General features: G+C 67.2%; 19 protein-coding genes and 1 other RNA gene. 14 read left to right on the top strand and 6 right to left on the bottom strand.

Annotation, left to right across the window (positions count from 1 at the left end; translation table 11 throughout):
• Window positions 1–2 precede the first annotated feature (2 nt).
• The 3 genes from AC3EGR_RS14110 to AC3EGR_RS14100 are packed head-to-tail and all read left to right on the top strand — an operon-like array spanning window position 3 to window position 4,479.
• On the top strand, window positions 3–974 hold the full coding sequence (locus AC3EGR_RS14110) for a glycosyltransferase family 2 protein (RefSeq protein ID WP_488547122.1): 972 nt from the start codon (window positions 3–5) through the stop codon (window positions 972–974).
• The gene (locus AC3EGR_RS14105; protein WP_488547121.1) at window positions 971–3,022 is read left to right on the top strand and encodes a glycosyltransferase; all 2,052 of its coding nucleotides are present in this window, start codon (window positions 971–973) and stop codon (window positions 3,020–3,022) included. Before AC3EGR_RS14110 ends, AC3EGR_RS14105 begins: the two co-directional genes overlap by 4 nt.
• Window positions 3,019–4,479, top strand: coding sequence for a hypothetical protein (locus AC3EGR_RS14100; protein WP_488547120.1), 1,461 nt, complete (start codon window positions 3,019–3,021; stop codon window positions 4,477–4,479). The genes AC3EGR_RS14105 and AC3EGR_RS14100 overlap by 4 nt, the downstream gene beginning before the upstream one ends.
• A 10-nt stretch (window positions 4,480–4,489) precedes the next feature.
• Here AC3EGR_RS14100 and AC3EGR_RS14095 read toward each other — a convergent pair whose 3' ends face one another.
• Window positions 4,490–4,615, bottom strand: a complete 126-nt coding sequence (locus AC3EGR_RS14095; RefSeq protein ID WP_488547119.1) for a hypothetical protein — start codon at window positions 4,613–4,615, stop codon at window positions 4,490–4,492.
• Here AC3EGR_RS14095 and AC3EGR_RS14090 point away from each other — a divergent pair.
• Window positions 4,614–5,567, top strand: a complete 954-nt coding sequence (locus AC3EGR_RS14090) for an EpsG family protein (protein ID WP_488547118.1) — start codon at window positions 4,614–4,616, stop codon at window positions 5,565–5,567. The genes AC3EGR_RS14095 and AC3EGR_RS14090 overlap by 2 nt on opposite strands.
• Entirely contained in the window at window positions 5,564–6,796 is a 1,233-nt protein-coding gene (locus AC3EGR_RS14085; RefSeq protein WP_488547117.1) for a glycosyltransferase family 4 protein, read from the top strand. Before AC3EGR_RS14090 ends, AC3EGR_RS14085 begins: the two co-directional genes overlap by 4 nt.
• On the opposite strand, the gene AC3EGR_RS14080 is transcribed toward AC3EGR_RS14085, so the two are convergent.
• Both AC3EGR_RS14080 and ssrA read right to left on the bottom strand, forming a co-directional pair.
• Window positions 6,727–8,991, bottom strand: a complete 2,265-nt coding sequence (locus tag AC3EGR_RS14080; RefSeq protein ID WP_488547116.1) for a DUF4838 domain-containing protein — start codon at window positions 8,989–8,991, stop codon at window positions 6,727–6,729. The genes AC3EGR_RS14085 and AC3EGR_RS14080 overlap by 70 nt on opposite strands.
• Before the next feature lie 247 nt (window positions 8,992–9,238).
• Window positions 9,239–9,612, bottom strand: a transfer-messenger RNA (tmRNA) gene (gene ssrA / locus AC3EGR_RS14075).
• 84 nt (window positions 9,613–9,696) lie between these two features.
• Here ssrA and galE point away from each other — a divergent pair.
• Window positions 9,697–10,737: a UDP-glucose 4-epimerase GalE gene (gene galE / locus AC3EGR_RS14070; protein ID WP_488547115.1), complete on the top strand. Its 1,041-nt coding sequence runs from the start codon at window positions 9,697–9,699 to the stop codon at window positions 10,735–10,737.
• Window positions 10,738–10,782: 45 nt separating this feature from the next.
• On the opposite strand, the gene AC3EGR_RS14065 is transcribed toward galE, so the two are convergent.
• From AC3EGR_RS14065 to ompA, 3 genes are all read right to left on the bottom strand, one after another.
• Complete coding sequence (locus tag AC3EGR_RS14065) at window positions 10,783–11,457, bottom strand: HAD-IA family hydrolase (protein ID WP_488547114.1); 675 nt, start codon at window positions 11,455–11,457, stop codon at window positions 10,783–10,785.
• Window positions 11,454–12,161, bottom strand: a complete 708-nt coding sequence (gene ubiG, locus AC3EGR_RS14060; RefSeq protein ID WP_488547113.1) for a bifunctional 2-polyprenyl-6-hydroxyphenol methylase/3-demethylubiquinol 3-O-methyltransferase UbiG — start codon at window positions 12,159–12,161, stop codon at window positions 11,454–11,456. The genes AC3EGR_RS14065 and ubiG overlap by 4 nt, the downstream gene beginning before the upstream one ends.
• 95 nt (window positions 12,162–12,256) lie before the next feature.
• Window positions 12,257–12,943, bottom strand: a complete 687-nt coding sequence (gene ompA / locus AC3EGR_RS14055; protein ID WP_488547112.1) for an outer membrane protein OmpA — start codon at window positions 12,941–12,943, stop codon at window positions 12,257–12,259.
• A 230-nt stretch (window positions 12,944–13,173) separates the two neighbouring features.
• On the opposite strand from ompA, the gene gyrA reads away from it, so the two are divergent.
• From gyrA to lapB, 8 genes are all read left to right on the top strand, one after another.
• Window positions 13,174–15,807, top strand: a complete 2,634-nt coding sequence (gene gyrA / locus AC3EGR_RS14050) for a DNA gyrase subunit A (protein WP_488547111.1) — start codon at window positions 13,174–13,176, stop codon at window positions 15,805–15,807.
• Window positions 15,807–16,889 (top strand): prephenate dehydratase, encoded by a 1,083-nt coding sequence (pheA, locus tag AC3EGR_RS14045; protein WP_488547110.1) that lies wholly within the window; start codon window positions 15,807–15,809, stop codon window positions 16,887–16,889. Before gyrA ends, pheA begins: the two co-directional genes overlap by 1 nt.
• Window positions 16,890–16,910: 21 nt before the next feature.
• Window positions 16,911–17,783, top strand: coding sequence for a prephenate dehydrogenase (locus tag AC3EGR_RS14040; RefSeq protein WP_488547109.1), 873 nt, complete (start codon window positions 16,911–16,913; stop codon window positions 17,781–17,783).
• A 25-nt stretch (window positions 17,784–17,808) separates the two neighbouring features.
• Window positions 17,809–19,899 carry a bifunctional 3-phosphoshikimate 1-carboxyvinyltransferase/cytidylate kinase gene (locus tag AC3EGR_RS14035; RefSeq protein ID WP_488547108.1) on the top strand — a complete coding sequence of 697 codons (2,091 nt, stop codon included), beginning with the start codon at window positions 17,809–17,811 and terminating at the stop codon, window positions 19,897–19,899.
• Between the two features lie 136 nt (window positions 19,900–20,035).
• Complete coding sequence (rpsA, locus tag AC3EGR_RS14030) at window positions 20,036–21,724, top strand: 30S ribosomal protein S1 (RefSeq protein ID WP_488547107.1); 1,689 nt, start codon at window positions 20,036–20,038, stop codon at window positions 21,722–21,724.
• 105 nt (window positions 21,725–21,829) lie between these two features.
• Entirely contained in the window at window positions 21,830–22,132 is a 303-nt protein-coding gene (locus AC3EGR_RS14025) for an integration host factor subunit beta (RefSeq protein ID WP_488547106.1), read from the top strand.
• Between the two features lie 32 nt (window positions 22,133–22,164).
• Window positions 22,165–22,455: a LapA family protein gene (locus AC3EGR_RS14020; RefSeq protein ID WP_488547105.1), complete on the top strand. Its 291-nt coding sequence runs from the start codon at window positions 22,165–22,167 to the stop codon at window positions 22,453–22,455.
• Entirely contained in the window at window positions 22,445–23,578 is a 1,134-nt protein-coding gene (gene lapB / locus AC3EGR_RS14015) for a lipopolysaccharide assembly protein LapB (RefSeq protein ID WP_488547104.1), read from the top strand. The genes AC3EGR_RS14020 and lapB overlap by 11 nt, the downstream gene beginning before the upstream one ends.
• Window position 23,579 lies beyond the last annotated feature (1 nt).

The raw sequence follows: 23,579 nt of genomic DNA, 5'->3' as shown, positions 1-23,579 counted from the left end.
CCGTGACCGCCGCCTCCCTTCCGCGTCCCGAGCCACCCGCAAGGGCCGGCCGCGCCGCGGGCGACGCCACGATTTCCCTCGTCATCCCCGCTTACAACGCTGCGTCCACCATTGCGCGCGCCGTGCGCAGCGCCCTGGCGCAGTCGCGTCCGCCCGATGAAATCCTGGTGGTGAACGACGGCTCGCAGGATCAGACGCGCGAAGCGGTCCTGGCACTGCAGGAAAAGCATCCGTCCATCTTCCTGCTGGACCAAGTCAACCAGGGCGTTTCCGGAGCGCGGAACGCCGGCCTGAAAGCTGCGAGCGGCACGTATGTCGCGTTCCTCGATGCCGACGACGAATGGAAACCGGGGCACCTCGCCAGCTTTTTCGCGTACGTTCGCGAGGCCGGGACGGTGGACGTCTACTCCTGCGGCAAGCACGGAGAGCGAGTGGCGCCCTCGCGTGGGCAGGAGCGGCATACGAAGCACGGCTATCTGCAGCGCGTCCTCGAGTGCGGCCTCGGCTTCAATACCTCCGGCCTCGTCCTGCGTCGCGAGGCGATCGGCGGGCAGTGCTTCGACACCGGCTTCAGCACTGGCGAAGACGTGGAGTTCCTGCTTCGGCTCCTGTTTGTCCAGGACCTGGAGCTGCACATTCAGAACGTGCACTCGGTCATATGCCACGGCAGCGGGCGCACCGGACTGTCGAACGTGGCACTGGACAAGCCCAATGCCATCCTGGAATTCTGCCGCCGGCAGAAGGCGCGCCTGGACCCGTCCTGTGGCGATGCGCAGCGTGCGCTCCTGGATCGGATCGCCGCGCGAACCGAACTCTCCATCCTCAAGAGCCTGCTGCAGCACCGGGAATTCGCCCGCCTCAAGGCGTTCAGCCGCCGGCAGGTGGGCGAGTCCCGCAGCCTGCGGGTACGCGCCTGGGCACTTCTTGGCTTGCTGCTCTCCTTCGTGCGCGTCTCTGCCGGAGACAGGCGATGAAGATCACCTTCGTCACCAAGAGTCTCCTCAACGGCGGGGCGGAAACGAACGTGTGCGATCTCTCCGAATGGTTCGCCAGGCGCGGCGCGGCCGTGGAGGTGGTCGTTCTGTCGTCCTCCTGCGAAGCCAACGTCGCGCGCGTGAAGGCACTGGGCATCCGCGTGGTGGAGCTGCAGGAGACCACACCGCTGCGCATGCTGCTGAAGTTGTGCCGGCACTTGCGGTCTTGCTCCGCCGACGTGGTGCACGCCCACATGCCCCTGGCCATCCAGGCCTGCAGGCTGCTGCGGCCCCTGCTGCGGGCGCCACTGGTGACGACGGAGCACAACGTCTGGGAGCGTGTTCACTTCCTTCATCGGCTGGTCGCGCCCGTGCTCCACCATGCCGACGCCCTCTCCCTGGCCTGCTCCACGCACGTTGCGGCAAGCTTCCCTTATGCGCTGGCGGCGAACGAGAACGGAAGGCACTTCGGCCAGTTCGACGAGGACGCCGAGGCACCCTGGCCACTCGGCGCGCATCTCCCCAAGGTCGGCAGCCTCATCTACCTCAATGTCGCGAACGTCAACGCGAAGAAGGACCACATCCACCTGCTGCGGTCCTTCCAGCTGGTGCCTCCGGTCGTCGCGGGACGCAAGACCTTCCTGCTCATCGCGGGCGCGCGGGGTGACAGCTGGGACGAGGTGCGCCGGCACATCGTCGAAAACCGCATGGAAGGGCGAGCCTTTCTGCTCGGCCCGCGCTCCGACGTCGCCGTGCTGATGCGCCATGCGGACGCCTTCGTCCTGAGTTCCCGCCATGAAGGACTGCCGCTGGCGGTCCTGGAGGCCATGTACCTCGGCTTGCCGATCGTCTGCACCGCCGTCGGAGAACTGCCGCGGCTGCTCGCGCACACCAACTGGGTCGTCCCCGACCGCTCGCCGGCCAGTTTCGCCAGCGCCATGGTGTCCATCGTGACGGATGCTTCGACCGCAGGACTGGTCGAGATGAACAAGCGCCTGGCCCGCGATGGCTACTCCATCGATCGCCAGGCCGACGAACTGGAAGGACTGTACCGCAGGCTCATTCGGTCCCGTGCGCGGGGCGCCTCCACCTTGCGTGCTGAAACGTCCCGCGACCCATCCGCATCGGTGATCGTCGTCAGCAAGCCGTACCAGGCCCTCATGGCGCTGTCCGTCCTGGAGGTCACGGGCGAACGGGCCGCTTTTTTCGTCGTGAAGCGCAGCTTCGCCTTCGCCGAGTCCTTCTTCCGCTTCATGAAGGCCATGGACGCCGGGCAAAGGATCGACAGCGTCTCGTTCGTCGATGGGTATGACGACCTGATGGCCGAAAAAGGATACATCCGCGGCCGGAAACTCTACGTCGAAGACGACCGCGTGAGCCTGTACCTGTTCTTCCGGCGCCTCGAGCCGGCGAGTCTCTGGCTGTTCGAGGAAGGTTTCGGCACCTACCATGGGAACTACGCCGACCTGCGGCCCGGCTGGAGGAACAAGGCCAGGTACCTGAAGTGGTGGTGCTACTCGCTCGTGACCGGTTGCGGGCTGCACTTCGGCGGCGGCCGGGAGACCCGTGGCATCTTCTGCACCAACCCGGCGCTCTATCGGCGGATGAATCCCTCCTGCCGGAAGCCGCTGATCCAGATCCGGAAACTGGATGCGTACAGCCAGTTCTTTCGCGGGATCGTGGAGGGCGAGCTTGGCGCCATCGGGGGGACCGGAAAAGCGGTGGTGTTCCTCGGCCCCTGGGGCGGTGGCTACGACACCCTGCAAGCGCTGCCCCGGGACGATGGCAGCGCGTTCTTCTACAAGGCGCACCCGCACAGCCCGGTACGGGAGCCGGGAAAGCTCTGCGGCTTCCAGGAGCTGAACATCCAGATTCCGGCCGAGTACCAGATCGATTACCTCGCGGAGCGCTTCGCGTCCACCCACGTCTACCATTTCAGTTCGACGGCCGCCCTGCACGAGTACGGGAAGGACAACATCGTCTTCCACGACCTCGCACGGGACAAGCGCTACGTTGCACTGGAAAACGCATTGCGGGAGTGCAAATGACCAGGATCGTGCTTGCCTTGCTGGAAACCGTGCACTCGGAGGCGTATGCCGACCAGCGCCGCGAGGTCGAGAGCGAGGGTGACGTGCAGCTGTACTCCTTGTCGCAGCACATGCCCGAATTCGACAGCCACCACCGGACCCGGTCCCTGTCGGGGCTTCAGAGGATCGACCTCGTCGAGCGGATCCCGGTCGAGGATTTCCTGGCAATGGAACGGCTGCTGGAGCGGCATCAGGTGTTTCCTCTGACCGGCGAGGACAAGCGCGGGGAGATCGTCGGCGCGATCTCCTTCTGGTGCACGAAGCTGGAGGCGGCTGGGGTCGATGCGGTGTTCCTCGCCACCTCGTCGCCGCACTGGCCGTTCAACTACGCGATCCATACGGCCGCGGGCCTGCTCGGGATTCCGGTCTTTTCGGCGTCCACGGAGTTCCTGACGAAGCGCCTCCATCTCTATGCGGGCCTGAAGTCCCGCGTGCTCCCGCGCCGTGCCGCAGGCTCGGCGGAGGCGATCGACGCATTCCTCGAAGATGCAGCCAAAAGCGTGGAGAACCCCGCGTACATCAACGCCTACCTGCAGTCCGGCACCTCCCTGGTCCGCTTTTACTGGCAGGCGGCCAAGAACATCCGGCGGGTGCTGAGGCGACTCGCGACAGGGGACGTCTGGTGCATGTTCGACGCCCGCCAGGGGGCCTGGCCGCGTCTCGGTTATGCCTGGTTCTACCTGCGCAAGGCAACGAGGTCGCTGGCGGCGATCGGGCGGTTGCGCCGTTCATATCGTCGCAACACCGGCACGGCCACGCTTGACCAGGTTCCCGAGGACGCGGTGATCTTCTACGCGAGCTACCAGCCGGAAGCGACCACTTGCCCGGACGCGGCCTTCTTCCATGACTTCCGCCTGGCGCTTAGGACGCTGGTGGACCTGGGCTACAAGGTGTACTACCGGGAACACCCGACCGTATTCCTTTACACGATCGGCCAGATGCTGAACTTCGTTGGCGTCTACAGGGATGCCGGCTTCTACGATGACCTCACGCGCATGGGCGTGAAGGTGGTCGACGTTTCGGTCAGCCACGACTTCCTTCTGTCGCGGTTCAACATCTTCGCGACCTGCACCGGGACCGTGGCGCTGCAGGCGGCCGCGCAGGGCAAGCGCGTCATCGTGCTCGGCAAGCCCTGGTACCTGACACCGCCGGCGATCCACTCCTACTTCACCGGGACCGTGCCGCCGCCCGCCGACTGCCTGGCTGGCCGCGCGCCCGATCTCCCATCGCTGCGCGCCTATTTCGCCCGGCACTTCGGTGACGGCTTCCAGAACGTCTATGGCCTGCAGGGTTACCCCCCAGAGCCCTCCGCAAGCGAGTACAAGGCCTTTCTCCTCCACCTCGTCGATGCGGCGCGGCGGGCGCGGGGAGCCCGTCGCGCCGCCGCGACGACGTCCGTCCAACAGGCATTCGCATAGCCATGTGGCCTTACTGGCTCATGTTCCTGGTGCCCGCCGCGACCGCGTTCATGCAGCCGACGCGGGGCTCGCCGACGCGCACGTCCGGCACCTTGGCGGACCTGAGGGGGTCGTGGCTGCTGGTGTTCGTGCTCATGAGCGCGTTCGTCGGCGGGCGGCACGAGGTCGGCGGAGACTGGAGCGCGTACATCCGGCACTGGGAGGCCATCAGCTTCATGTCCCTCGACGAGGCCATGGACCGGGGGGATCCCGGCTACTGGTTCCTCAACTGGCTCTCGAGCGAACTGAACGGCAGCATCTACTGGGTCAACGCGGTCTGCGGCGCCCTCTTTAGCGGCGGCGTCATCCTGTTCTGCCGGCAGCAGCCACGGCCATGGCTCTCCTTCGCGGTCGCGGTTCCGTACCTGATCATCGTGGTCGGGATGGGCTATACCCGCCAGTCCGTGGCGCTGGGCCTCTGCATGATCGGGTTGGTCGCGCTTGGCAGAAATCGCCTTCTGAGCTTCCTGCTGTGGGTATCGATCGCGGCCTTGTTCCACAAGTCCGCCGTGCTCGTGATCGGTCTCGGCATGCTTGCCGCGCCGCGTCGGCGGCGCGCGTGGAACATCTTGTGGGCGGGGGTGGCGGCCGCGGCTCTCTACGATGCCGTGCTCAGCGAGTCGGTCGACAAGATGGTCACGACCTACATCCAGGCGGAGTACCAGTCCGAAGGAGCGCTCGTGCGGGTGCTCATGAACCTCATGCCGGCCGCCCTGCTGCTGGCGCTGCGCAAGCGTTTCCGCTGGAGCGAAGCAGAACGGAACCTGTGGGTGATCATGGCCCTCCTGGCCGTCGCCAGCCTGGGCTGGCTGCTGGTCTCTCCCTCGTCCACGGCGGTCGATCGCGTGGCCCTTTACCTGATTCCGCTGCAGTTGTACGTCTTTCCACGGCTTCCCGATCTCATGGCCAGACAGCCGAGCGGCAAGCGCGCTTGGGTCGGGCTCATCCTGGCTTACTACGCATCCGTGCAGTTCGTCTGGCTGCTGTTCTCCAACAACGCCAGATCCTGGTTGCCGTACCAGGCGTACTTCTTCGGGACGGTCTCGTGAGGGTGCTGCTGTTCGCCAACACAGCCTGGTACCTGCTCAACTTTCGCCGGTCGCTGGCGATCGCACTACGGGACGCCGGTCACGAAGTCATCCTCGTTTCGCCGCCGGACACGTACGGCCAGCGATTGCAGGAAATGGGCTTCCGGTGGATCGCCGCCCCCATGTACCGTCGCAGCCTCAATCCGCTGCGCGAACTGGCCCTGGTCTGGTGGCTCACGCGTCTCATCGCGCGTGAAAGGATCGAGCTGGTGCACAGTTTCACGATCAAGTGCGCCGTCTATGGCTCGCTGGCGGCGCGTGTGGCAAGCCGGGGCACGGGCCGCCCCGGACGCATCAATGCCGTGGCCGGCATGGGCTACGTGTTCACCAGCAACGACCTGCGGGCCAGATTGCTGCGGCCCCTGGTCAGCGGCTTGATGCGGCTGGCTCTGGGCGGCGACAACGGCCGCCTCGTCCTGCAGAACCCGGACGATGTCGCATTGTTCGCGGGCAGCGGGCTCATCGACGCCACGCACGTGCGGCTGATCAGGGGTTCCGGCGTCGACTGCAGCCGGTTTCGCGCGAACGAGACCGCGGGTGCGGACACTGGCCGCATGCGTGTCTTGCTGCCCGCAAGGCTCCTGTGGGACAAGGGCTTGGCGGAGTTCGCAGAGGCCGCCCGCCTGGCACGCTCGGGCGGCCACCCGATCGATTTCCTGATCGCCGGCTCGCCCGATCCCGGAAACCCTGCCGCGGTGCCAGAGGAAAGGGTGCGGGCGTGGGTCCGGGACGGCTTGGTGGAGTGGCTCGGGCACGTCGAAGACATGCCGGCCCTCTTCCGGAGTGTGGACGTGGCCGCGCTCCCGAGTTATCGGGAAGGCTTGCCGAAGGGGCTCATCGAGGCAGCCGCATGCGGTTGTGCGCTCGTGACGACGGACGCGCCGGGGTGCCGCGAAGTCGTGCGCGATGGCATCGACGGCTTGCTGGTCCCCATCAGGGATGCCGCCGCCCTCGCGTCCGCCGTGATCAGGTTGCAGCAGGACCGCCCCATGCGGCAACGCCTTGCGCAGGCCGCGCGCGCGCGGGCGCTTGCGGAGTTCGATGAACGCATCATCGTGCAGCGCACCCTCGACGTCTACGGTGAACTGCTGGCTGCCGCTCCGCGCGAACGGCAGCGGCTTCACGAGCCTGCATCGGTGGCGAGTACATCCCTGGGCAACAGCAGTTGCGAGGGGGTCGGCGAGAAATAAGGCGGCACATTCAGCAGTGTGACTGCGCCTTCCGCGTGCCGGACCTGCCAGACCTTTCCGTCCTGTCCTTCCCCCACACCGACGGAATACGTTGCCGGCGGCCGCCCGTTCAACCAGAACAGAGGGCGCCCGACCTGGTCGAACAGTTCGCCGTGCCCGCCGGCCATGAAGCGGACCTCCTTCGTTCCTCTCGGAACGTAGAAGTACGCGCTCCAGTCGCGGTACGTCCCGTTCATGGGACGCGCTTCCGCACAGGGGACCACCACCGGCAAGTCGTCGGGAAACACCACCGCCACACGGTCGCCGCTCGAGACGGTGATGCGGTACAGGCCAGGCCGCGACGCGCGCATGGTTGCGACGAGCGTGTTTTCTTCGCGGCGAAATGCGCAGGCCTGGGCGGCACCTTCGGCGGGCTTCATGTCCGCAGGCACCAGGGACATTGCCACGCGATCCTGCCATCCGGGCAGGGCGTCGTCGGCGGGGACCAGGCGCACAGACAAGTCTGTACTTTCACGAACAAACTGCACGAGGAATAGTTGCTCACCCCTGGCCGCATCCCAGGCCAGTCGCTCGGCGGCGATCGCGCGCAGCCAGGGAGCAGGAAGCAGGACGTCGCTGAAACGCCGCGCCGGGGCGACTCCAGGGGTTCGCGTCCCGCGCTGCTCGCGCAGGAACGATTCGATCTCACCCGCGCCGAAGGGCTGCGACGACTTCCAGGCGTTCCGCCCTTCGGGCACGTTCCACTCCGCCCCCGGCGGAATCCGGACCGTGCGGTCCCGCGCGGGCAAGTCGCGGTACAGGGCCTTCGTGTGAACCATCATCGTGGTCCGCATGCGGTAGGCATGGCGTATCAGCGCCTCGAAAGCGGCCTGCCTGCGCTCGCCGCCCGCAAGCGCGTACGTGCGGTACAACGCGCAGTAGTGCGCGTACAGCGTCAGGTCGTCGAGGCGGCCGGAGACCGCCGTGTCCGTCCGCGCTGCGTCGCGCGCGGCGCGAAGCGCCTCGAACATCCGGGGCAGCGGATCCCCTCCGGCCAGGAACGGCCCCGAGGCATCGAGCACGGCATAGAAGTCGCGCATGGGCGCCTTCGCCGATGCGAAGGCGCGCGAGAGGAAATCCTCGACGATGTCGCCGACGGACGCCCTCACATCCCAGAGCAGGCGTGATGCAACGTAGTAGCCGAGGCCGTTCGGTCCCCAGTTGTCGCTGGCTTCGGAGGAGAGAAACCGCGCGCCGTAGCCGTGGAACTCGGGGATGGAATGGGCGAGATACTTCAGGTTGCCCGCGCGCGACTGCCCTGGCAGATCCCGGTCCCAGGTGTTCACCGAGTAGTACTCGCGCACTCCCAGGGTCGCGCCCTGCGCCGCCCACCCGCGCATGATGCCGTCAACGGTCAGGCCGCCACGCGTGAACGCGGTAGCCACGCTGACGATCACGGCGGGGTGCACGCGAACCGTGGGCGGCGGCGAATGAAAGTTGTACGCATAGATGCCGACCCGCTTGCCAGGGAATGCCTGATCCACGGCGGACGCGACCTGGTTTGCAAGCACCACGACACGATCGCTGATCGTGCCGAGCACCGCGCAGTCCTGGCACTCGCACCAGCCGCCGCCGTCGCTGGGGTCCATCGACACGCTGTCGATGGCCGGATCCTTGCGGAACTGGTTCACTGCGTACTGCACGACCAGGTCCCGCAAGCCCGCGTTGCCGATGCATAACTTGGCGTGCTTCGAAGGCCTGCGCTCGCCGCCAATCAGGGGGTAGTACTCAGGATGGGCGTCGAAATCCTTTTGCAACGCAGCGATGATGGCGCCGTACGCATGGCCGGTGCGCAGGCCGAACGCGCCGGGCATGCGGTTGCGTCGGCGCCAGCGCAGGTAGGGCTCGGCGGCATAGTCCCACGGACCATAGCCGTACCAGATGTGGCGCGAGGCGTAGCTCGGCGACTCATGCACGTCGAGTTCCACCGCAAGATCGGCAGCGCGGGGCACGACCTCCCAGCGCTCCCCCGGGAAGTATTGCCTGTGCCCGAGCCGATGGAGGAAGTCCCACACGGCGTTCTCGACGCCCGCTTCACCCGCCCCGATGAGGAACAGTCCGTCGGCACGGGAGGAGATCCAGTAGTCGTCCGCCCCGTCCTTTGCCGGGTCGCTGTCGCGGCGACCGGAGAACGCGGAATCGGCGGGCAATCCCACGGCGATTCCGGGGCCCGCAACACTCGTGACCGCTGGGGTCTGTCCCGTGATCCTGCCCAGGTAGCTCGCAAGCTCGGCAGCGGCCTGGCGGACACGCGGAGAGGCTGCCGGACTGACGACTATGGGGAGAACAAGCCGGCCGCCGCGAACCAGTTCGGCACGGGCAGCAAGGGAACCACCAGCGACAAGCGTCAGGAACGAGCGGCGGCGCATTTGTGCGCAATGATGACGCACCTTGCACAGCAATTGGTGGAGCTGGCGGGAATTGAACCCGCGTCCGCAAGCCTTCTCCGAGCAGTTCTACATGTTTAGCGGTCTGATTTGTTTCTCGCCGAGTCTGTCGCGCAGTCGCACGCTACCGACCCAGCCAGTGCCCTTGAGTCTCGCTCCTGCCCAAGGCACCCGGACAGAAGCCAGCCAATGTAATTACCCTTGCAGCTAGGACCTTGCGACCCTAACCCAGCCCATCGGCCAACTGTTGCAAGGCTCACCGGCAATTAAGCGGCGAGGGCGAAACGTTCGTCGTTCGCAGTTAGTTTGTTTCAGCTGGATTAACGAGGGAACTGAGCCTCGACATGCCCTGCTGCGTGTCCGAACCCACGTCGAAACCAGTGCAGCCCCAGGAGTGCGTATCTTAAGCCATCCAAAGCGTTTTCAAGACCGGACGCACGCGATCCCACGTCGTGCGGAGGCTATAGTCGGGCAATGCCCTCGTCCCCCCTTCCGATCCTGCTCACTGGCGGCGCCGGCTACATCGGCAGCCACACGGTGGTTGCCCTGCAGGAAGCGGGCTTCGCTCCCGTCATCCTGGACAATTTTGCGAACAGCCACCCGGCCGTGATCGATCGCCTGGCGCGCATCATGGGCGCGCGGCCGGCGCTCGAGGAAGGCAGCGTGATGGACCCTGCTTTCGTCGCAGCGGCCTTGCGGCGGCACCAACCAGCCGGGGTGATTCATTTCGCCGGGGAGAAGGCGGTTGGGGAGAGCGTGGCCAAGCCGCTGAAGTACTTCGACCACAACCTCGGCGGGGCGGTGAACCTCCTGAAGGCGATGGAGGCGGTGTATTTGCCCGCTCGCGCGCCGACCCTCGTGTTCTCGAGCAGCGCCACCGTGTATGGTGATCCGGCCACCGTGCCCATCACCGAAGACTTTCCGCGCAGCCACACCAATCCGTACGGCCACACCAAACTGGTCATCGAGGACATGCTGCAGGCGGTGGTACGCGCCCAGCCGGCCTGGCGCGTCGGCGTCCTGCGGTACTTCAATCCCGTCGGGGCGCACCCGAGTGGACTGATCGGGGAGGACCCCGCCGGCATCCCGAACAACCTGATGCCTTTCGTCACCCAGGTCGCAGTCGGACTGCGATCGCAGCTCAGCGTGTTCGGCCACGACTACCCGACGCCAGATGGAACCGGTGTCCGCGACTACATCCACGTGCAGGACCTGGCCGCGGGCCACGTGGCTGCCATGCGGGCGCTGCTGGCGCGGCCGGAAAGCTTCACCGTGAACCTGGGCACCGGGCGCGGGTACAGCGTGCTGGACGTTGTGAAGGCGTTCGAGGCGGCCAGCAGTCGGAAAGTCCCTTACCAGCTCGTCGACCGCAGGCCCGGGGACGTCGCGCAGTGCTATGCCGATGCGTCGCTGGCGAAAAAGCTCCTGGGGTGGGAAGCGAAGCTGTCGCTGGAGGAAATGTGTGTCGATGCGTGGCGGTGGCAGAGCATGAATCCGCGGGGTTACCAAGGATAGCCGCGGCCCCTCCCGGTCCTTGCCGGTGGGGAGGGAGGACGCGGATCAGGCCGCTACGCGAAACCGCAGCAGCGGCAGCAGCGCCAAGGGGGTCTCGATCTGCACGTCCGCCCCCCACTCCTTGACATCCGTCGTGCCCAGGTAGCCATAGGTGGCCGCGACGGTGCCCATGCCGGCCGCCTTCCCGGCCAGCATGTCCCGCAGGTCATCCCCCACGTACACGCACTCGATCGGCTTCACGTCCAGCTGCCGCGCCGCCTCCAGCAAGGGGGCCGGATGCGGCTTGGAATGCGGGGTGGAGTCTCCGCCGACCACGGCCTTCGCCGTCGTGAACAACGGCATCCCCTTCGTCAGCGGACCGGCGAAGCGCATCGACTTGTTCGTCACCACGCCCCAGCGTACGTCGCGCTCCACGAGCGAGTCGATCAGCTGCTTCACGCCATCGAACACGTAGGTCCGCTGGGTCATGCAGGTTTCGTAGTTGCGGAAGAACTCTTCCCGCATGTCCGCGAACTGGGGGTGGTCGGGACCGATCCCGAAGGCGATGCCCAGCATGCCGCGCGCACCCGCTCCGGCCATGGGGCGGTACTTCTCGTACGGCAGGGACGGCAGGCCGCGGTCCGTGCGCATCTTGTCGGCAGCCGCCCCGAGGTCGGGGGCGCTGTCGATCAGGGTGCCGTCCAGGTCGAAGAGGACGGCCTTCACGTCTTGCGCGATCATGTTTTCCGGGCCACGGCCAGGTAGTTGACGCTCGTGTCGCCGGACAGCCAGTATCGGCGGGTGAGCGGGTTGTATTCCATGCCCTGCGTCTGCAGCAGGTCCAGGCGCGCGGCACGGCACCACGATCCCAGTTCGCTGGGCTTGATGAACTTCAGGTATTCATGGGTGCCGCGCGGCAGCAGGTTCAGCACGTACTCTGCCCCGACGACCGCGAACAGGAAGGCCTTGGCGTTGCGGTTGATCGTGGAGAAGAACACCCAGCCGCCGGGCTTGACCAGCGTGGCTGCGGCCTCGACCACGGAGGCCGGCCTGGGCACGTGTTCCAGCATCTCCATGCAGGTCACCACGTCGAACTGCCCGGGCTGTTCGGCGGCCAGCCCTTCGGCGCTGATCTCGCGGTAGTCCACGTTGGGCGTGCCCGCCTCCAGCGCGTGCAGCTGCGCCACGCGCAGCGCCTTCGTCGAGAGATCGATGCCCAGTACCTTGGCGCCCTTGCGCGCCATGCTGTCGGCCAGGATGCCGCCGCCGCAGCCGATGTCGAGGACCTTCTTGCCGTTCAGGCCGGCCAGCCCGTCGATCCACGCGAGGCGCAACGGGTTGATGGCGTGCAGCGGCCCGAACTCGCTGTCCGGGTCCCACCAGCGGTGGGCCTGCTCCGAGAACTTGGCCAGCTCCAGGGGATCGGCGTTGAGGGTTTCATTCATGGCTGTGCCAGGCGATTGTGCTGCGGCTGGCCCGTGAGTAAATGAAAAAAGGGCCCGCGATGCGGGCCCTTTGTGCAGCTTTTCTCGCCTGCGTATCAGCGGTTGGCGCGGGTGCCGACCACTTCGATTTCCACGCGGCGGTTCTTCGCGCGGCCTTCGGAGGTCTTGTTGTCGGCCACGGGCTGCTTCTCGCCCTTGCCTTCCGTGTAAACGCGGTTCTTCTCGATGCCCTTGGTGACCAGGTAGGCCTTCACGGCTTCGGCGCGCTTGACGGACAGCTTCTGGTTGTACGTGTCGGTACCGACCGAGTCGGTGTGACCCACGGCGATGATCACTTCCAGGTTGATGTCCTTGATCTTGCCGACCAGGTCATCCAGCTTGGCGCGGCCTTCGGGCTTCAGGACAGCCTTGTCGAAGTCGAAGAACGCGTCGGCGGCGTAGGTCACCTTGGTCGCGGCGGGCGGCTGGGGAGCCGGGGCCGGGGCCGGGGCGGCGGGCCGCGGCGGAGGCGTCGGGACGGCGACGGGGGCCGGAGCCGGGGCAGGAGCCGCAGCGCGCACGAGGGCGCCGTCGCAGCCGACCGCAGCCGTGGCCGGGGTCCAGTTCGCATCGCGCCAGCAGAGTTCGTTGGTGCCGTTGCGCCACACGTACTCGCCGGTGCCGTTCTGCCAGTTGTCGACCTGCGTGCCACCGTTGGCGGCGGTCACTCGGCCCTGGGCACCAGCAGCCGTGGCCAGCGCAGCGGTGGCCAGCAGCAGCGCCACTTTGTTCAGTTTCTTCATAGTTCTCCTCTTGGGGAAAAGATTCGCAGCTGCGCTGCGCCAACACTACGTCCTGCGTGACCTATTCACCAGTTACGTTCGGGGCATTGTGCCATAGGGGATTACGCAATCAACGGCTCTACCGCTAGGAGTTCGTAGGACGAAGGCCCAATTTCGCCCCCGATGTTGCCTCGCGGCCACAGGCCGCAAAAACGTAAAATCTTCGGTTTCGTGCCTCCCCGACGTACCCAATGACCTCGTTCGCCAAGGAAACCCTGCCCGTCAGCCTCGAGGAGGAGATGCGGCGCAGCTACCTCGACTACGCCATGAGCGTGATCGTGGGGCGCGCGCTGCCTGACGCGCGCGACGGGCTCAAGCCGGTGCACCGGCGCGTGCTGTTCGCGATGCACGAACTCAACAACGACTGGAACCGGCCGTACAAGAAGTCCGCGCGTATCGTCGGCGACGTCATCGGCAAGTACCACCCGCACGGGGACCAGTCGGTCTACGACACCATCGTGCGGCTGGCGCAGGACTTCTCCATGCGCCACATGCTGGTGGACGGCCAGGGCAACTTCGGCTCCGTGGACGGCGACAACGCCGCGGCCATGCGGTACACGGAAATCCGCTTGGCCAAGATCGCGCACGAGATGCTGGCCGACATCGACAAGGAAACGGTGGATTTCGGGCCCAACTACGACGGCTCGGAAAAGGAACCGCTGGTCCTTCCGTCCAAGCTGCCGAACCTGCTGGTCAACGGCTCCGGCGGCATCGCGGTGGGCATGGCCACCAACATCCCGCCGCACAACCTCAACGAGATCGTCGACGCCTGCCTGCACCTGCTGCGCAACCCCGAGGCGACCATCGACGAACTGATGGAGATCGTGCCGGCGCCGGACTTCCCCACCGGGGGCATCATCTACGGCATCTCCGGCGTCAAGGAAGGCTACCGCACGGGTCGCGGCCGCGTGGTGATGCGCGCCAAGTGCCACTTCGAGGACATCGACCGCGGCCAGCGCACCGCGATCATCGTCGACGAGATCCCCTACCAGGTCAACAAGAAGACGCTGCAGGAGCGCATGGCCGAACTGGTGCACGAGAAGAAGCTCGAAGGCATCAGCCACATCCAGGACGAGAGCGACAAGTCCGGCATGCGGCTCGTCATCGAGCTCAAGCGCGGTGAAGTGCCCGAAGTCGTGCTGAACAACCTGTACAAGCAGACGCAGCTGCAGGACACCTTCGGCATGAACATGGTGGCGCTGATCGACGGCCAGCCCCGCCTGTGCAACCTCAAGGACCTGATCAGCGTCTTCCTGCAGCATCGCCGCGAGGTGGTCACGCGCAGGACGGTGTTCGCCCTGCGCAAGGCGCGCGAACGCGGCCACGTGCTCGAAGGCCTGGCCGTCGCCCTGGCCAACATCGACGAATTCATCCGCATCATCCGCGAGTCGCCCACCCCGCCGGTGGCCAAGACCGAGCTGATGAACCGCCCCTGGGACTCCAGCCTGGTGCGCGAGATGCTCACCCGCGCCCGCGCGGACGGCAGCGTGATCAACGCCGACGACTACCGCCCCGAAGGCCTGGAGCGCCAGTACGGCATGCACGCGGACGGCCTGTACCGCCTCTCCGACACCCAGGCCTCCGAAATCCTGCAGATGCGCCTGCAGCGCCTGACCGGCCTGGAGCAGGACAAGATCGTCTCCGAATACCGCGACGTGATGGCCGAGATCGACGACCTGCTGGACATCCTGGCCCGGCCCGAGCGCGTGTCGACCATCATCACCGATGAACTCGGCGCGATCCGCCACGAGTTCGGCCAGACCAAGGCGGGCGCGCGCCGCTCCACCATCGAGCACAACGCGCAGGACCTGGCCACCGAGGACCTGATCACGCCCTCCGACATGGTCGTGACGCTCTCGCACTCGGGCTACATCAAGAGCCAGCCGCTGTCCGAATACCGCGCGCAGAAGCGCGGCGGCCGCGGCAAGCAGGCCACCCAGACCAAGGAAGACGACTGGATCGACCAGCTCTTCATCGCCAACACGCACGACTACCTGCTCGCTTTCTCCAACCGCGGCCGCCTGTACTGGCTCAAGGTCTGGGAGGTGCCGGCGGGCTCGCGCGGCTCGCGCGGCCGGCCCATCGTCAACATGTTCCCGCTGCAGGACGGCGAGAAGATCACCGTGGTGCTGCCGCTCACGGGCGAATTCCGCAGCTTCCCCAAGGACCACTACGTGTTCATGGGCACGTCGATGGGCACGGTGAAGAAGACCGCGCTGGACGAATTCAACAACCCGCGCAAGGGCGGCATCATCGCCGTCAACCTCGACGACGGCGACTACCTGATCGGCGCGGCGCTCACCGACGGCAAGCACGACGTCATGCTGTTCTCCGATGGCGGCAAGGCGGTGCGCTTCGACGAGGACGATGTGCGCCCGCTGGGCCGCACCGCGCGCGGCGTGCGCGGCATGATGCTGGACGCCGGCCAGAGCGTGATCGCCATGCTGGTGGCGGAGGACGAATCGCAGAGCGTGCTGACCGCCACCGAGAACGGCTACGGCAAGCGCACGCCCATCGGCGAGTACACCCGCCACGGCCGCGGCACCAAGGGCATGATCGCCATCCAGCAGAGCGAGCGCAACGGCAAGGTCGTCGCCGCCACGCTGGTGCATGCGGACGACGAGATCATGCTGATCACCGACCGCGGCGTCCTCGTGCGCACGCGGGTGAGCGAAATCCGCGAGTTGGGCCGCGCCACGCAGGGCGTGACCCTGATCGGGCTGGACGAAGGCTCGAAGTTGAGCGGCCTGCAGCGCATCGTGGAGAATGACGCCGGCGCGCCCGAAGGTGAGGACACCAACGGCGGCGAGAACGCCACCTCCTGATGCCCAAGTCCCTCCTCGAACTCCGCACCGGCATCGACCAGGTCGACCGGGAACTCCTGGCCCTGCTGAACCAGCGCGCCGCCCTTGCCAACGAGGTCGGCGAGCTCAAGCGCGCCGAGGGTTCGCCGGTGTTCCGTCCGGAGCGCGAGGCCCAGGTCATCAACGGCCTGCAGAAGGCCAACCCGGGGCCGCTCAAGGGCGACAACATCGCCCACATCTGGCGCGAGATCATGTCCGCCTGCCGCGCGCTCGAAGCGCCGCAACGCGTGGCCTACCTCGGGCCGGCCGGCACCTTCAGCGAACAGGCCGCGGAGCTGTTCTTCGGCTCCAGCATCGACCGCGTGCCCTGCGTGAGCATCGACGAGGTCTTCCGCGCCACCGCGGCGGGCACGGCCGAATACGGCGTCGTGCCGGTGGAGAACTCCACCGAAGGCATCGTCGCCCGCTCGCTGGACCTCTTCCTCGGCTCGCCCCTGCACATCGTGGGCGAGACCAGCCTGCTGGTGCGCCAGAACCTGCTGCGCAAGGACAACGCCATGGCCGGCATCGAAGCCGTGCTGGCCCATCCGCAGTCGCTCGCGCAATGCCATGGCTGGCTCAACAACCACCTGCCGGACGTGGAGCGGCGTGCCGTCTCCAGCAACGCCGAAGGCGCCCGCCTCGCATCCACCAATCCCGCCTGGGCAGCGATCGCGGGCGAGCGCGCCGGCGCGCAGTTCGGGCTGCACACGGTAGCCCACGCGATCCAGGACGACGCCTTCAACCGCACGCGCTTCGCCGTCGTCTGCCTGCCGCAGACCCTGGCGGCGCCCGAAGCCTCGGGCAAGGACTGCGTCAGCCTGATCGTCTCCGTTCCCAACCGGCCCGGGGCAGTGCATGATCTGCTCGTGCCCCTGAAGCAGCACGGGGTGTCGATGACGCGCTTCGAGTCGCGGCCGGCGCGCTCGGGCCAGTGGGAGTACTACTTCTACATCGACCTCGAAGGCCATCCTTCCCAGCCCAACGTGTCGGCGGCGCTGAAGGACCTGCAGGGGTTGTGTGCTTTCTACAAGGTGCTGGGCACCTATCCGTTGGGCGAATGAGCGAAGAACAAGATGCCGGCCATGTTTGAACAACTCGGATTGATCGGGTGCGGCCTGATGGGCGGCTCGTTCGCCCTGGCCATGAAGCGGGCCGGCCTCGTCAAGCGGGTCGTCGGCTACAGCAAGTCGCCCTCCACCACCGAGCGCGCGCGCCAGATGGGCGTGATCGACGTCGAGGCGCCTTCGGCGCTGCTGGCGGTTTCCGGCGCCGACGTCGTGCTGCTGGCCGTGCCGGTGGCCGCGACCGAGTCCACCTTCAAGGCGATCCGCCACCTGGTCACGGCCAACATGCTGGTGATGGATGTCGGCTCCACCAAGCGCGACGTGGTCGAGGCCGCCAGCCGCGTGCTGCGCGACCACGTCGGCTCCTTCGTGCCCGCCCACCCGATCGCGGGCAAGGAGGTCTCGGGCGTGGAGCATGCGGACCCGGACCTGTACGCGGGCAAGCAGGTGATCCTGACCCCCATCGCCAAGACGCAGGCCGGGCACCTCAAGCGCGCGCAGGAGCTGTGGGAAGGCCTGGGCTGCCACGTGCAGCAGATGTCGCCGGAGTCGCACGACGCCGCCTTCGCCGCCGTCAGCCACCTGCCCCACCTGCTCGCCTTCGCCCTGATGCACGGGATCATCCACCAGCCGCAGGGCAAGGAATTCCTGGGCCTGGGCGGCCCCGGCTTCAGGGACTTCACCCGCATCGCCGGCAGCGACCCCAAGATGTGGCGCGACGTGCTGCTCGCCAACCGCCACGAGCTGGTGGAGCAGGCCAAGATCTTCCAGCGCAGCCTGCACAACATGCTGCAGCTGGCGGAGGACGGCAACGGCGAGAAGCTCGAAGAAATGCTTGCCGAGGCCAGCCTCGTGCGCACGCACTGGCGCATGGGCCAGAAGGCCAAGTAAGGGAGCGGCCCGCCGGGCCCGCAGCATGTTCGCCACCGCATTCCTGGACCTTCCGCCCCTGCAGGAGGCCGCCGGCACCGTCGTCCTGCCGGGATCCAAGAGCATCTCCAACCGGGTGCTGCTGCTGGCGGCGCTGTGCGAAGGCACCACCCTCATCCACGACCTGCTGGATTCCGATGACACGCGGGTGATGCTGGATGCACTGCGCGCGCTGGGATGCAGCGTGGTCCACAAGGGGGCCGCGCTGGAGGTGACCGGGATCGGTGGGGTTGGCCTCGCTCACCACCACCCTGCGAATACCGGCAACCCTGCGCAACCTGGGAGGCCCGTGGCGGCGGCGACCGGCGGCCGGACGGTGGGCGCAGCGAACCCCACCGGAGGCGCGAAGCGCCTCTTCCTCGGCAACGCCGGCACCGCGATGCGCCCCCTGACTGCCGCCCTCGCCCTCCTGGGTGGCGACTTCGAGGTCTCCGGCGTCGCCCGCATGCACGAGCGCCCCATCGGCGACCTGGTGGACGCCTTGCGCCAGCTCGGTTGCCGCATCGACTACCTGGGCAACGAGGGCTGCCCGCCGCTGCGCATCCACCCCGCCGGGGCGCTGAAGCTGGACGATCCCATCTCCGTGCGCGGCGACGTCTCCAGCCAGTTCCTGACCGCGCTGCTGATGGCGCTGCCCCTGGTGGCCACCCGCGACATCGTGATCGAGGTGGTGGGCGAGCTGATCTCCAAGCCCTACATCGAGATCACGCTGAACCTGCTGCAGCGCTTCGGCATCGCCGTGCGCCGCCAAGGCTGGCAGCGCTTCACGATCCCCGCCGGCAGCCGCTACCGCTCGCCCGGGGACATCCACGTCGAAGCCGACGCGTCCTCCGCCAGCTACTTCGTCGCCCTGGGCGCCCTGGCCGGCGTGGCCGCGCCAGTGCGCATCGAAGGCGTGGGTGCCAGCTCGATCCAGGGCGACATCCGCTTCATCGAGGCCGCGCAGCAGATGGGCGCCGCCGTCACGACCGGCCCCAACTGGCTGCAGGTGCAGCGTGGCGCCTGGCCCTTGCAGGCGGTGGACCTGGACTGCAACCACATCCCCGATGCGGCGATGACCCTCGCCGTGATGGCGCTCTACGCCGACGGGCCCACCACGCTGCGCAACATCGCCAGCTGGCGCGTCAAGGAAACCGACCGCCTCGCCGCCATGGCCACCGAGCTGCGCAAGCTCGGCGCCACCGTCGACGAAGGCGCGGACTTCCTGCGCATCACGCCGCCCGTGTCCTGGACGCCGGCGGCCATCCACACCTACGACGACCACCGCATGGCCATGGCCTTCGCCCTGGCCGCCTTCAATCCGGCCGGCGTCCATGTCCGCATCCTGGACCCCAAGTGCGTGGCCAAGACCTTCCCGGACTTCTTCGAGGCCCTGTTCTCGGTCGCCCGCACCGACGTCCCGCACATCCCGGTGATCTGCGTCGACGGGCCGACGGCGTCCGGCAAGGGCACCCTCGCCTCCGAGGTCGCGCGGCGCCTCGGCTACCACTACCTGGATTCCGGCGCCCTGTACCGCATCACCGGCCTGGCCGCCACCCGCGCCGGGCTGGAACTGGACGTGGCCCACGAGCACACGATCGCGAAGCTGGCGGAGGGCCTGCCCATCGTCTTCACCGACGGCCGGGTGCTGCTGCAGGGAGAAGACGTCACCGAGGCGATCCGCACGGAGCAGGCCGGCATGGACGCGTCCCGGGTGTCCGCCCTGCCCGCGGTGCGCACCGCCCTGGTCGCCCTCCAGCAAGGCTTTCGCCGGCTGCCGGGCCTGGTGGCCGACGGGCGCGACATGGGCACCGTGATCTTTCCCGACGCGCCCCTGAAGGTCTACCTCACCGCGAGCGCCGCCCAACGCGCCGACCGCCGCTATAAGCAATTGATTTCAAAAGGCATTTCGGCTACAATCGACGGTCTTCGCGCGGACCTCGAGGCCCGCGATGCACGCGACTCCGGTCGCGCCGTCGCGCCCCTGAAGCCCGCAGAAGATGCCCTCCTCCTCGATAACTCGGGCCAGACGGTCGCAGACTCGGTGGCACAGGTCTTGAGCTGGTGGGACGAAAAGCAGGCTTTCGGTCCCGGCTGAGAGCGCTGCAAAGCTGCAAGGTGGCGGCGAGCGAAACGAACCTCCACCGATTTGGCCCCCGACACTCCCTTCGCGCAGCAGCGCACCGGTGGCGGGGATCATCAACCCAACCCCCGCGGGTCAAACCGCAAACCCAATGTCTGAATCTTTTGCCGCCCTGTTCGAGGAATCGCTGCAACGCGCCGAAATGCGCGCCGGCGAGGTCATCACCGCCGAAGTCGTCCGCGTGGAGCACAACCACGTCGTCGTCAACGCCGGCCTGAAGTCCGAAGCCTACATTCCGATCGAGGAATTCAAGAACGACCAGGGCGAAGTCGAGGTGCAAGCGGGCGACTTCGTGTCCGTTGCCATCGACGCCATCGAAAACGGCTACGGCGACACCATCCTGTCGCGCGACAAGGCCAAGCGCCTCGCCTCCTGGATGTCCCTGGAGAAGGCGCTCGAGTCCGGCGAGTTCGTCACCGGCACCACCACCGGCAAGGTCAAGGGCGGCCTGACCGTCCTGGTCAACGGCATCCGTGCCTTCCTGCCCGGTTCGCTGATCGACACCCGTCCCATCAAGGACCTGTCGCCCTACGAGAACAAGACCCTCGAGTTCAAGGTCATCAAGCTGGACCGCAAGCGCAACAACGTGGTGCTGTCGCGCCGCGCGGTGGTCGAAGCCTCCATGGGCGAAGAGCGCGCCAAGCTGATGGAAACCTTGAAAGAGGGCTCGATCGTCCGCGGCGTGGTCAAGAACATCACCGAGTACGGTGCGTTCGTGGACCTGGGCGGCATCGACGGCCTGCTGCACATCACCGACATGGCCTGGCGCCGTGTCCGCCACCCGAGCGAAGTGGTCACCGCCGGCCAGGAAATCACCGCCAAGATCCTCAAGTTCGACACCGAGAAGAACCGCGTGTCCCTGGGCCTGAAGCAGATGGGCGACGATCCGTGGCTGGGCGTGTCCCGCCGCTACCCGCCGACCACCCGCATGTTCGGCAAGGTCACCAACATCGCCGACTACGGCGCGTTCGTCGAGCTCGAGCCCGGCATCGAAGGCCTGGTGCACGTCTCCGAAATGGACTGGACCAACAAGAACGTGGCCCCGGCCAAGGTCGTGTCCCTGGGCGACGAAGTCGAAGTCATGGTGCTGGAGATCGACGAGGACAAGCGCCGCATCAGCCTGGGCATGAAGCAGTGCAAGGCCAACCCCTGGCAGGAATTCGCGCAGAACACCAAGCGCGGCGACCGCGTCAAGGGCCCGATCAAGTCGATCACCGACTTCGGCGTGTTCGTCGGCCTGGCCGCCGGCATCGACGGCCTGGTGCACCTGTCCGACCTGTCCTGGAACGAGGCAGGCGAGCAGGCCGTGCGCAACTACAAGAAGGGCCAGGAAGTCGACGCGATCGTGCTGGGCGTGGACGTGGACCGCGAGCGCATCAGCCTGGGCATCAAGCAGCTCGATGGCGACCCGTTCGCCACCTTCACCTCGGTGCACGACAAGGGCGCCGTGGTGACGGGCAAGGTCAAGACCGTCGACCCCAAGGGCGCCGAGATCGACCTGGGCGAGGACATCATCGGCTACCTGCGTGCCTCCGAAATCAGCCGCGACCGCGTGGAAGACGCGCGCAACGTGCTCAAGGAAGGCGACGAAGTGTCCGCCGTCGTGGTGAACATCGACCGCAAGACCCGCAACATCCAGCTGTCCATCAAGCAGAAGGACATGGCGGACGAGCAAGGCGCGATGGCCAACCTGTCGCAGCAATCCTCCCGCGAGCAGGCCGGTACCACCAGCCTGGGCGCGCTGCTGCGTGCCAAGCTGGACAACGCCGACAAGCAATAAGTCAATGCATGCCATTGCGGGCTTCGACCCGCAATCCATGAGGCCCTCGCTCCGTGCGCAGGCCTCGTGGATCCCGGCTCGCCGGGATGGCACGCCCCACCATCCATGACTCGTTCGGACCTCGTCGAAGAACTGGCCTCCCGCTTCGGGCAGCTGACCCACCGCGACGCGGAGTACGCCGTCAAGACCATCCTGGACGCGATGAGCGATGCGCTCGTGCGCGGCCACCGCATCGAGATCCGCGGCTTCGGCAGCTTCTCGATCAACCGCCGGCCGCCCCGCATGGGCCGCAACCCCCGCTCCGGGGAGAGCGTGCACATCCCGGAAAAGCGGGTTCCCCACTTCAAGCCGGGCAAGGCCCTGCGCGAAGCCGTGGACCAGCGGACCGCGGAACTGGAGAAATCCTGACCCGTACAATTCCTCGTTGACCGAGGCGCCGAATGAAATATCTCGCATGGCTGCTCAAGGCAGCCATTTTTTTTACCCTGTTCGCCTTCGCCCTGAACAACCAGCAGGACGTGACGGTGCGTTTCTTCTTCGGCACGTCGTGGACGGCGCCGCTGGTGCTGGTCGTGCTGGCCGTCTTCGCCGCCGGCCTGGTGATCGGCGCGCTGGGCATGGTCCCGCGCTGGTGGAAGCACCGCAAGGCCGCGCGCCTGCCCGTCGCCCAGGACACCCTGGCCGCGCCCAGCACGCTGATCGGACAGGGCACCCCGCCGAATGGACTTTGACCTGACCTGGCTGCTGTGGGGCCTGCCCATCGCCTTCGGCCTGGGCTGGCTGGCCTCGCGCCTGGACCTGCGGCAGATGCGCATCGAGAACCGCCTGGCGCCCAAGGCCTACTTCCGCGGCCTGAACTTCCTGCTCAACGAACAGCAGGACCAGGCCATCGACGCCTTCATCGAGGCGGTGCAGAACGACCCCGACACCTCGGAGCTGCACTTCGCCCTGGGCAACCTGTTCCGCCGCCGCGGCGAGTACGAGCGCGCCGTGCGCGTGCACGAGCACCTGCTGTCGCGCGCGGACCTCTCGCGCGCCGACCGCCACCGCGCCCAGCACGCCCTGGCGCTGGACTTCCTCAAGGCCGGCCTGCTCGATCGCGCCGAGGAGGCGCTGCGCAAGCTGGAAGGCACGGCCTACGAGGAGCAGGCCCTGTTGGCGCTGCTGGCCATCTACGAGCGTTCGCGCGACTGGGCCCAGGCCTCGGAGATCGCGCGCAAGCTCGACGCCGGCAGCCCCGGCCAGTTCGCCGGCCGCCAGGCCCACTACCTCTGCGAGCAGGCCACCAAGGCGGCGCCCGAAGCGGCCGCACAGTTGCTGGAGCAGGCGATGAAGGCCGCGCCCCGGTCACCGCGCCCGCGCATGGAGCTCGCGGCCTTGCGCCGCCGCGCGGGCGACACGCGCGAGGCCTATGAGCTGCTGCTGGAAACCGCCCGCAGCGTGCCCACGGCCATCCCCTTGCTGGCCGCCGCCATCACCGAGGCGGCCATCGCCTGCGGCCGGCGCGACGAGGTGGCCGAGTTGCTGCGCGCCAACTACGAGCAGACCCATTCTCTGGACGTGCTGGACGGCATCACGGCACTCGAGAGCGAGCCCGAGGCGGCCCGCCAGTGGTACGTGCAGCACCTGCAGCGCGAGCCTTCGCTGGTGGCCGCGGCCAAGTGGATCGCGGGGGAGAAGCTGGAGCACGAGCAGTTCCACCCCGACGTGCAGCGTGCCCTGGAGCACGCCGTGAAACCCCTCACCCGTTACCGCTGCGCCGCCTGCGGATTCGAGTCCAAGCAGCATTTCTGGCAATGTCCGGGTTGCCAGGCCTGGGACTCGTACCCCCCTCGCCGCGTCGAAGAGCTCTGAC

This window comes from Ramlibacter sp. G4-7, assembly GCF_057784995.1.
The sequence above is the reverse complement of the archived record's forward strand: the minus strand, read 5'-3'. Positions and strand labels throughout refer to the sequence as shown.

Coding starts and splice junctions, on each gene's coding strand:
- ubiG (WP_488547113.1), bottom strand. CDS start 12,161: ATGAATGAAACCCTCAACGCCGATCCCCTGGAGCTGGCCAAGTTCTCG.
- lapB (WP_488547104.1), top strand. CDS start 22,445: ATGGACTTTGACCTGACCTGGCTGCTGTGGGGCCTGCCCATCGCCTTC.
- AC3EGR_RS14065 (WP_488547114.1), bottom strand. CDS start 11,457: ATGATCGCGCAAGACGTGAAGGCCGTCCTCTTCGACCTGGACGGCACC.
- AC3EGR_RS14090 (WP_488547118.1), top strand. CDS start 4,614: ATGAGCGCGTTCGTCGGCGGGCGGCACGAGGTCGGCGGAGACTGGAGC.
- ompA (WP_488547112.1), bottom strand. CDS start 12,943: ATGAAGAAACTGAACAAAGTGGCGCTGCTGCTGGCCACCGCTGCGCTG.
- AC3EGR_RS14025 (WP_488547106.1), top strand. CDS start 21,830: ATGACTCGTTCGGACCTCGTCGAAGAACTGGCCTCCCGCTTCGGGCAG.
- AC3EGR_RS14100 (WP_488547120.1), top strand. CDS start 3,019: ATGACCAGGATCGTGCTTGCCTTGCTGGAAACCGTGCACTCGGAGGCG.
- galE (WP_488547115.1), top strand. CDS start 9,697: ATGCCCTCGTCCCCCCTTCCGATCCTGCTCACTGGCGGCGCCGGCTAC.
- rpsA (WP_488547107.1), top strand. CDS start 20,036: ATGTCTGAATCTTTTGCCGCCCTGTTCGAGGAATCGCTGCAACGCGCC.
- AC3EGR_RS14035 (WP_488547108.1), top strand. CDS start 17,809: ATGTTCGCCACCGCATTCCTGGACCTTCCGCCCCTGCAGGAGGCCGCC.
- gyrA (WP_488547111.1), top strand. CDS start 13,174: ATGACCTCGTTCGCCAAGGAAACCCTGCCCGTCAGCCTCGAGGAGGAG.
- AC3EGR_RS14095 (WP_488547119.1), bottom strand. CDS start 4,615: ATGAGCACGAACACCAGCAGCCACGACCCCCTCAGGTCCGCCAAGGTG.
- AC3EGR_RS14040 (WP_488547109.1), top strand. CDS start 16,911: ATGTTTGAACAACTCGGATTGATCGGGTGCGGCCTGATGGGCGGCTCG.
- AC3EGR_RS14105 (WP_488547121.1), top strand. CDS start 971: ATGAAGATCACCTTCGTCACCAAGAGTCTCCTCAACGGCGGGGCGGAA.
- pheA (WP_488547110.1), top strand. CDS start 15,807: ATGCCCAAGTCCCTCCTCGAACTCCGCACCGGCATCGACCAGGTCGAC.
- AC3EGR_RS14020 (WP_488547105.1), top strand. CDS start 22,165: ATGAAATATCTCGCATGGCTGCTCAAGGCAGCCATTTTTTTTACCCTG.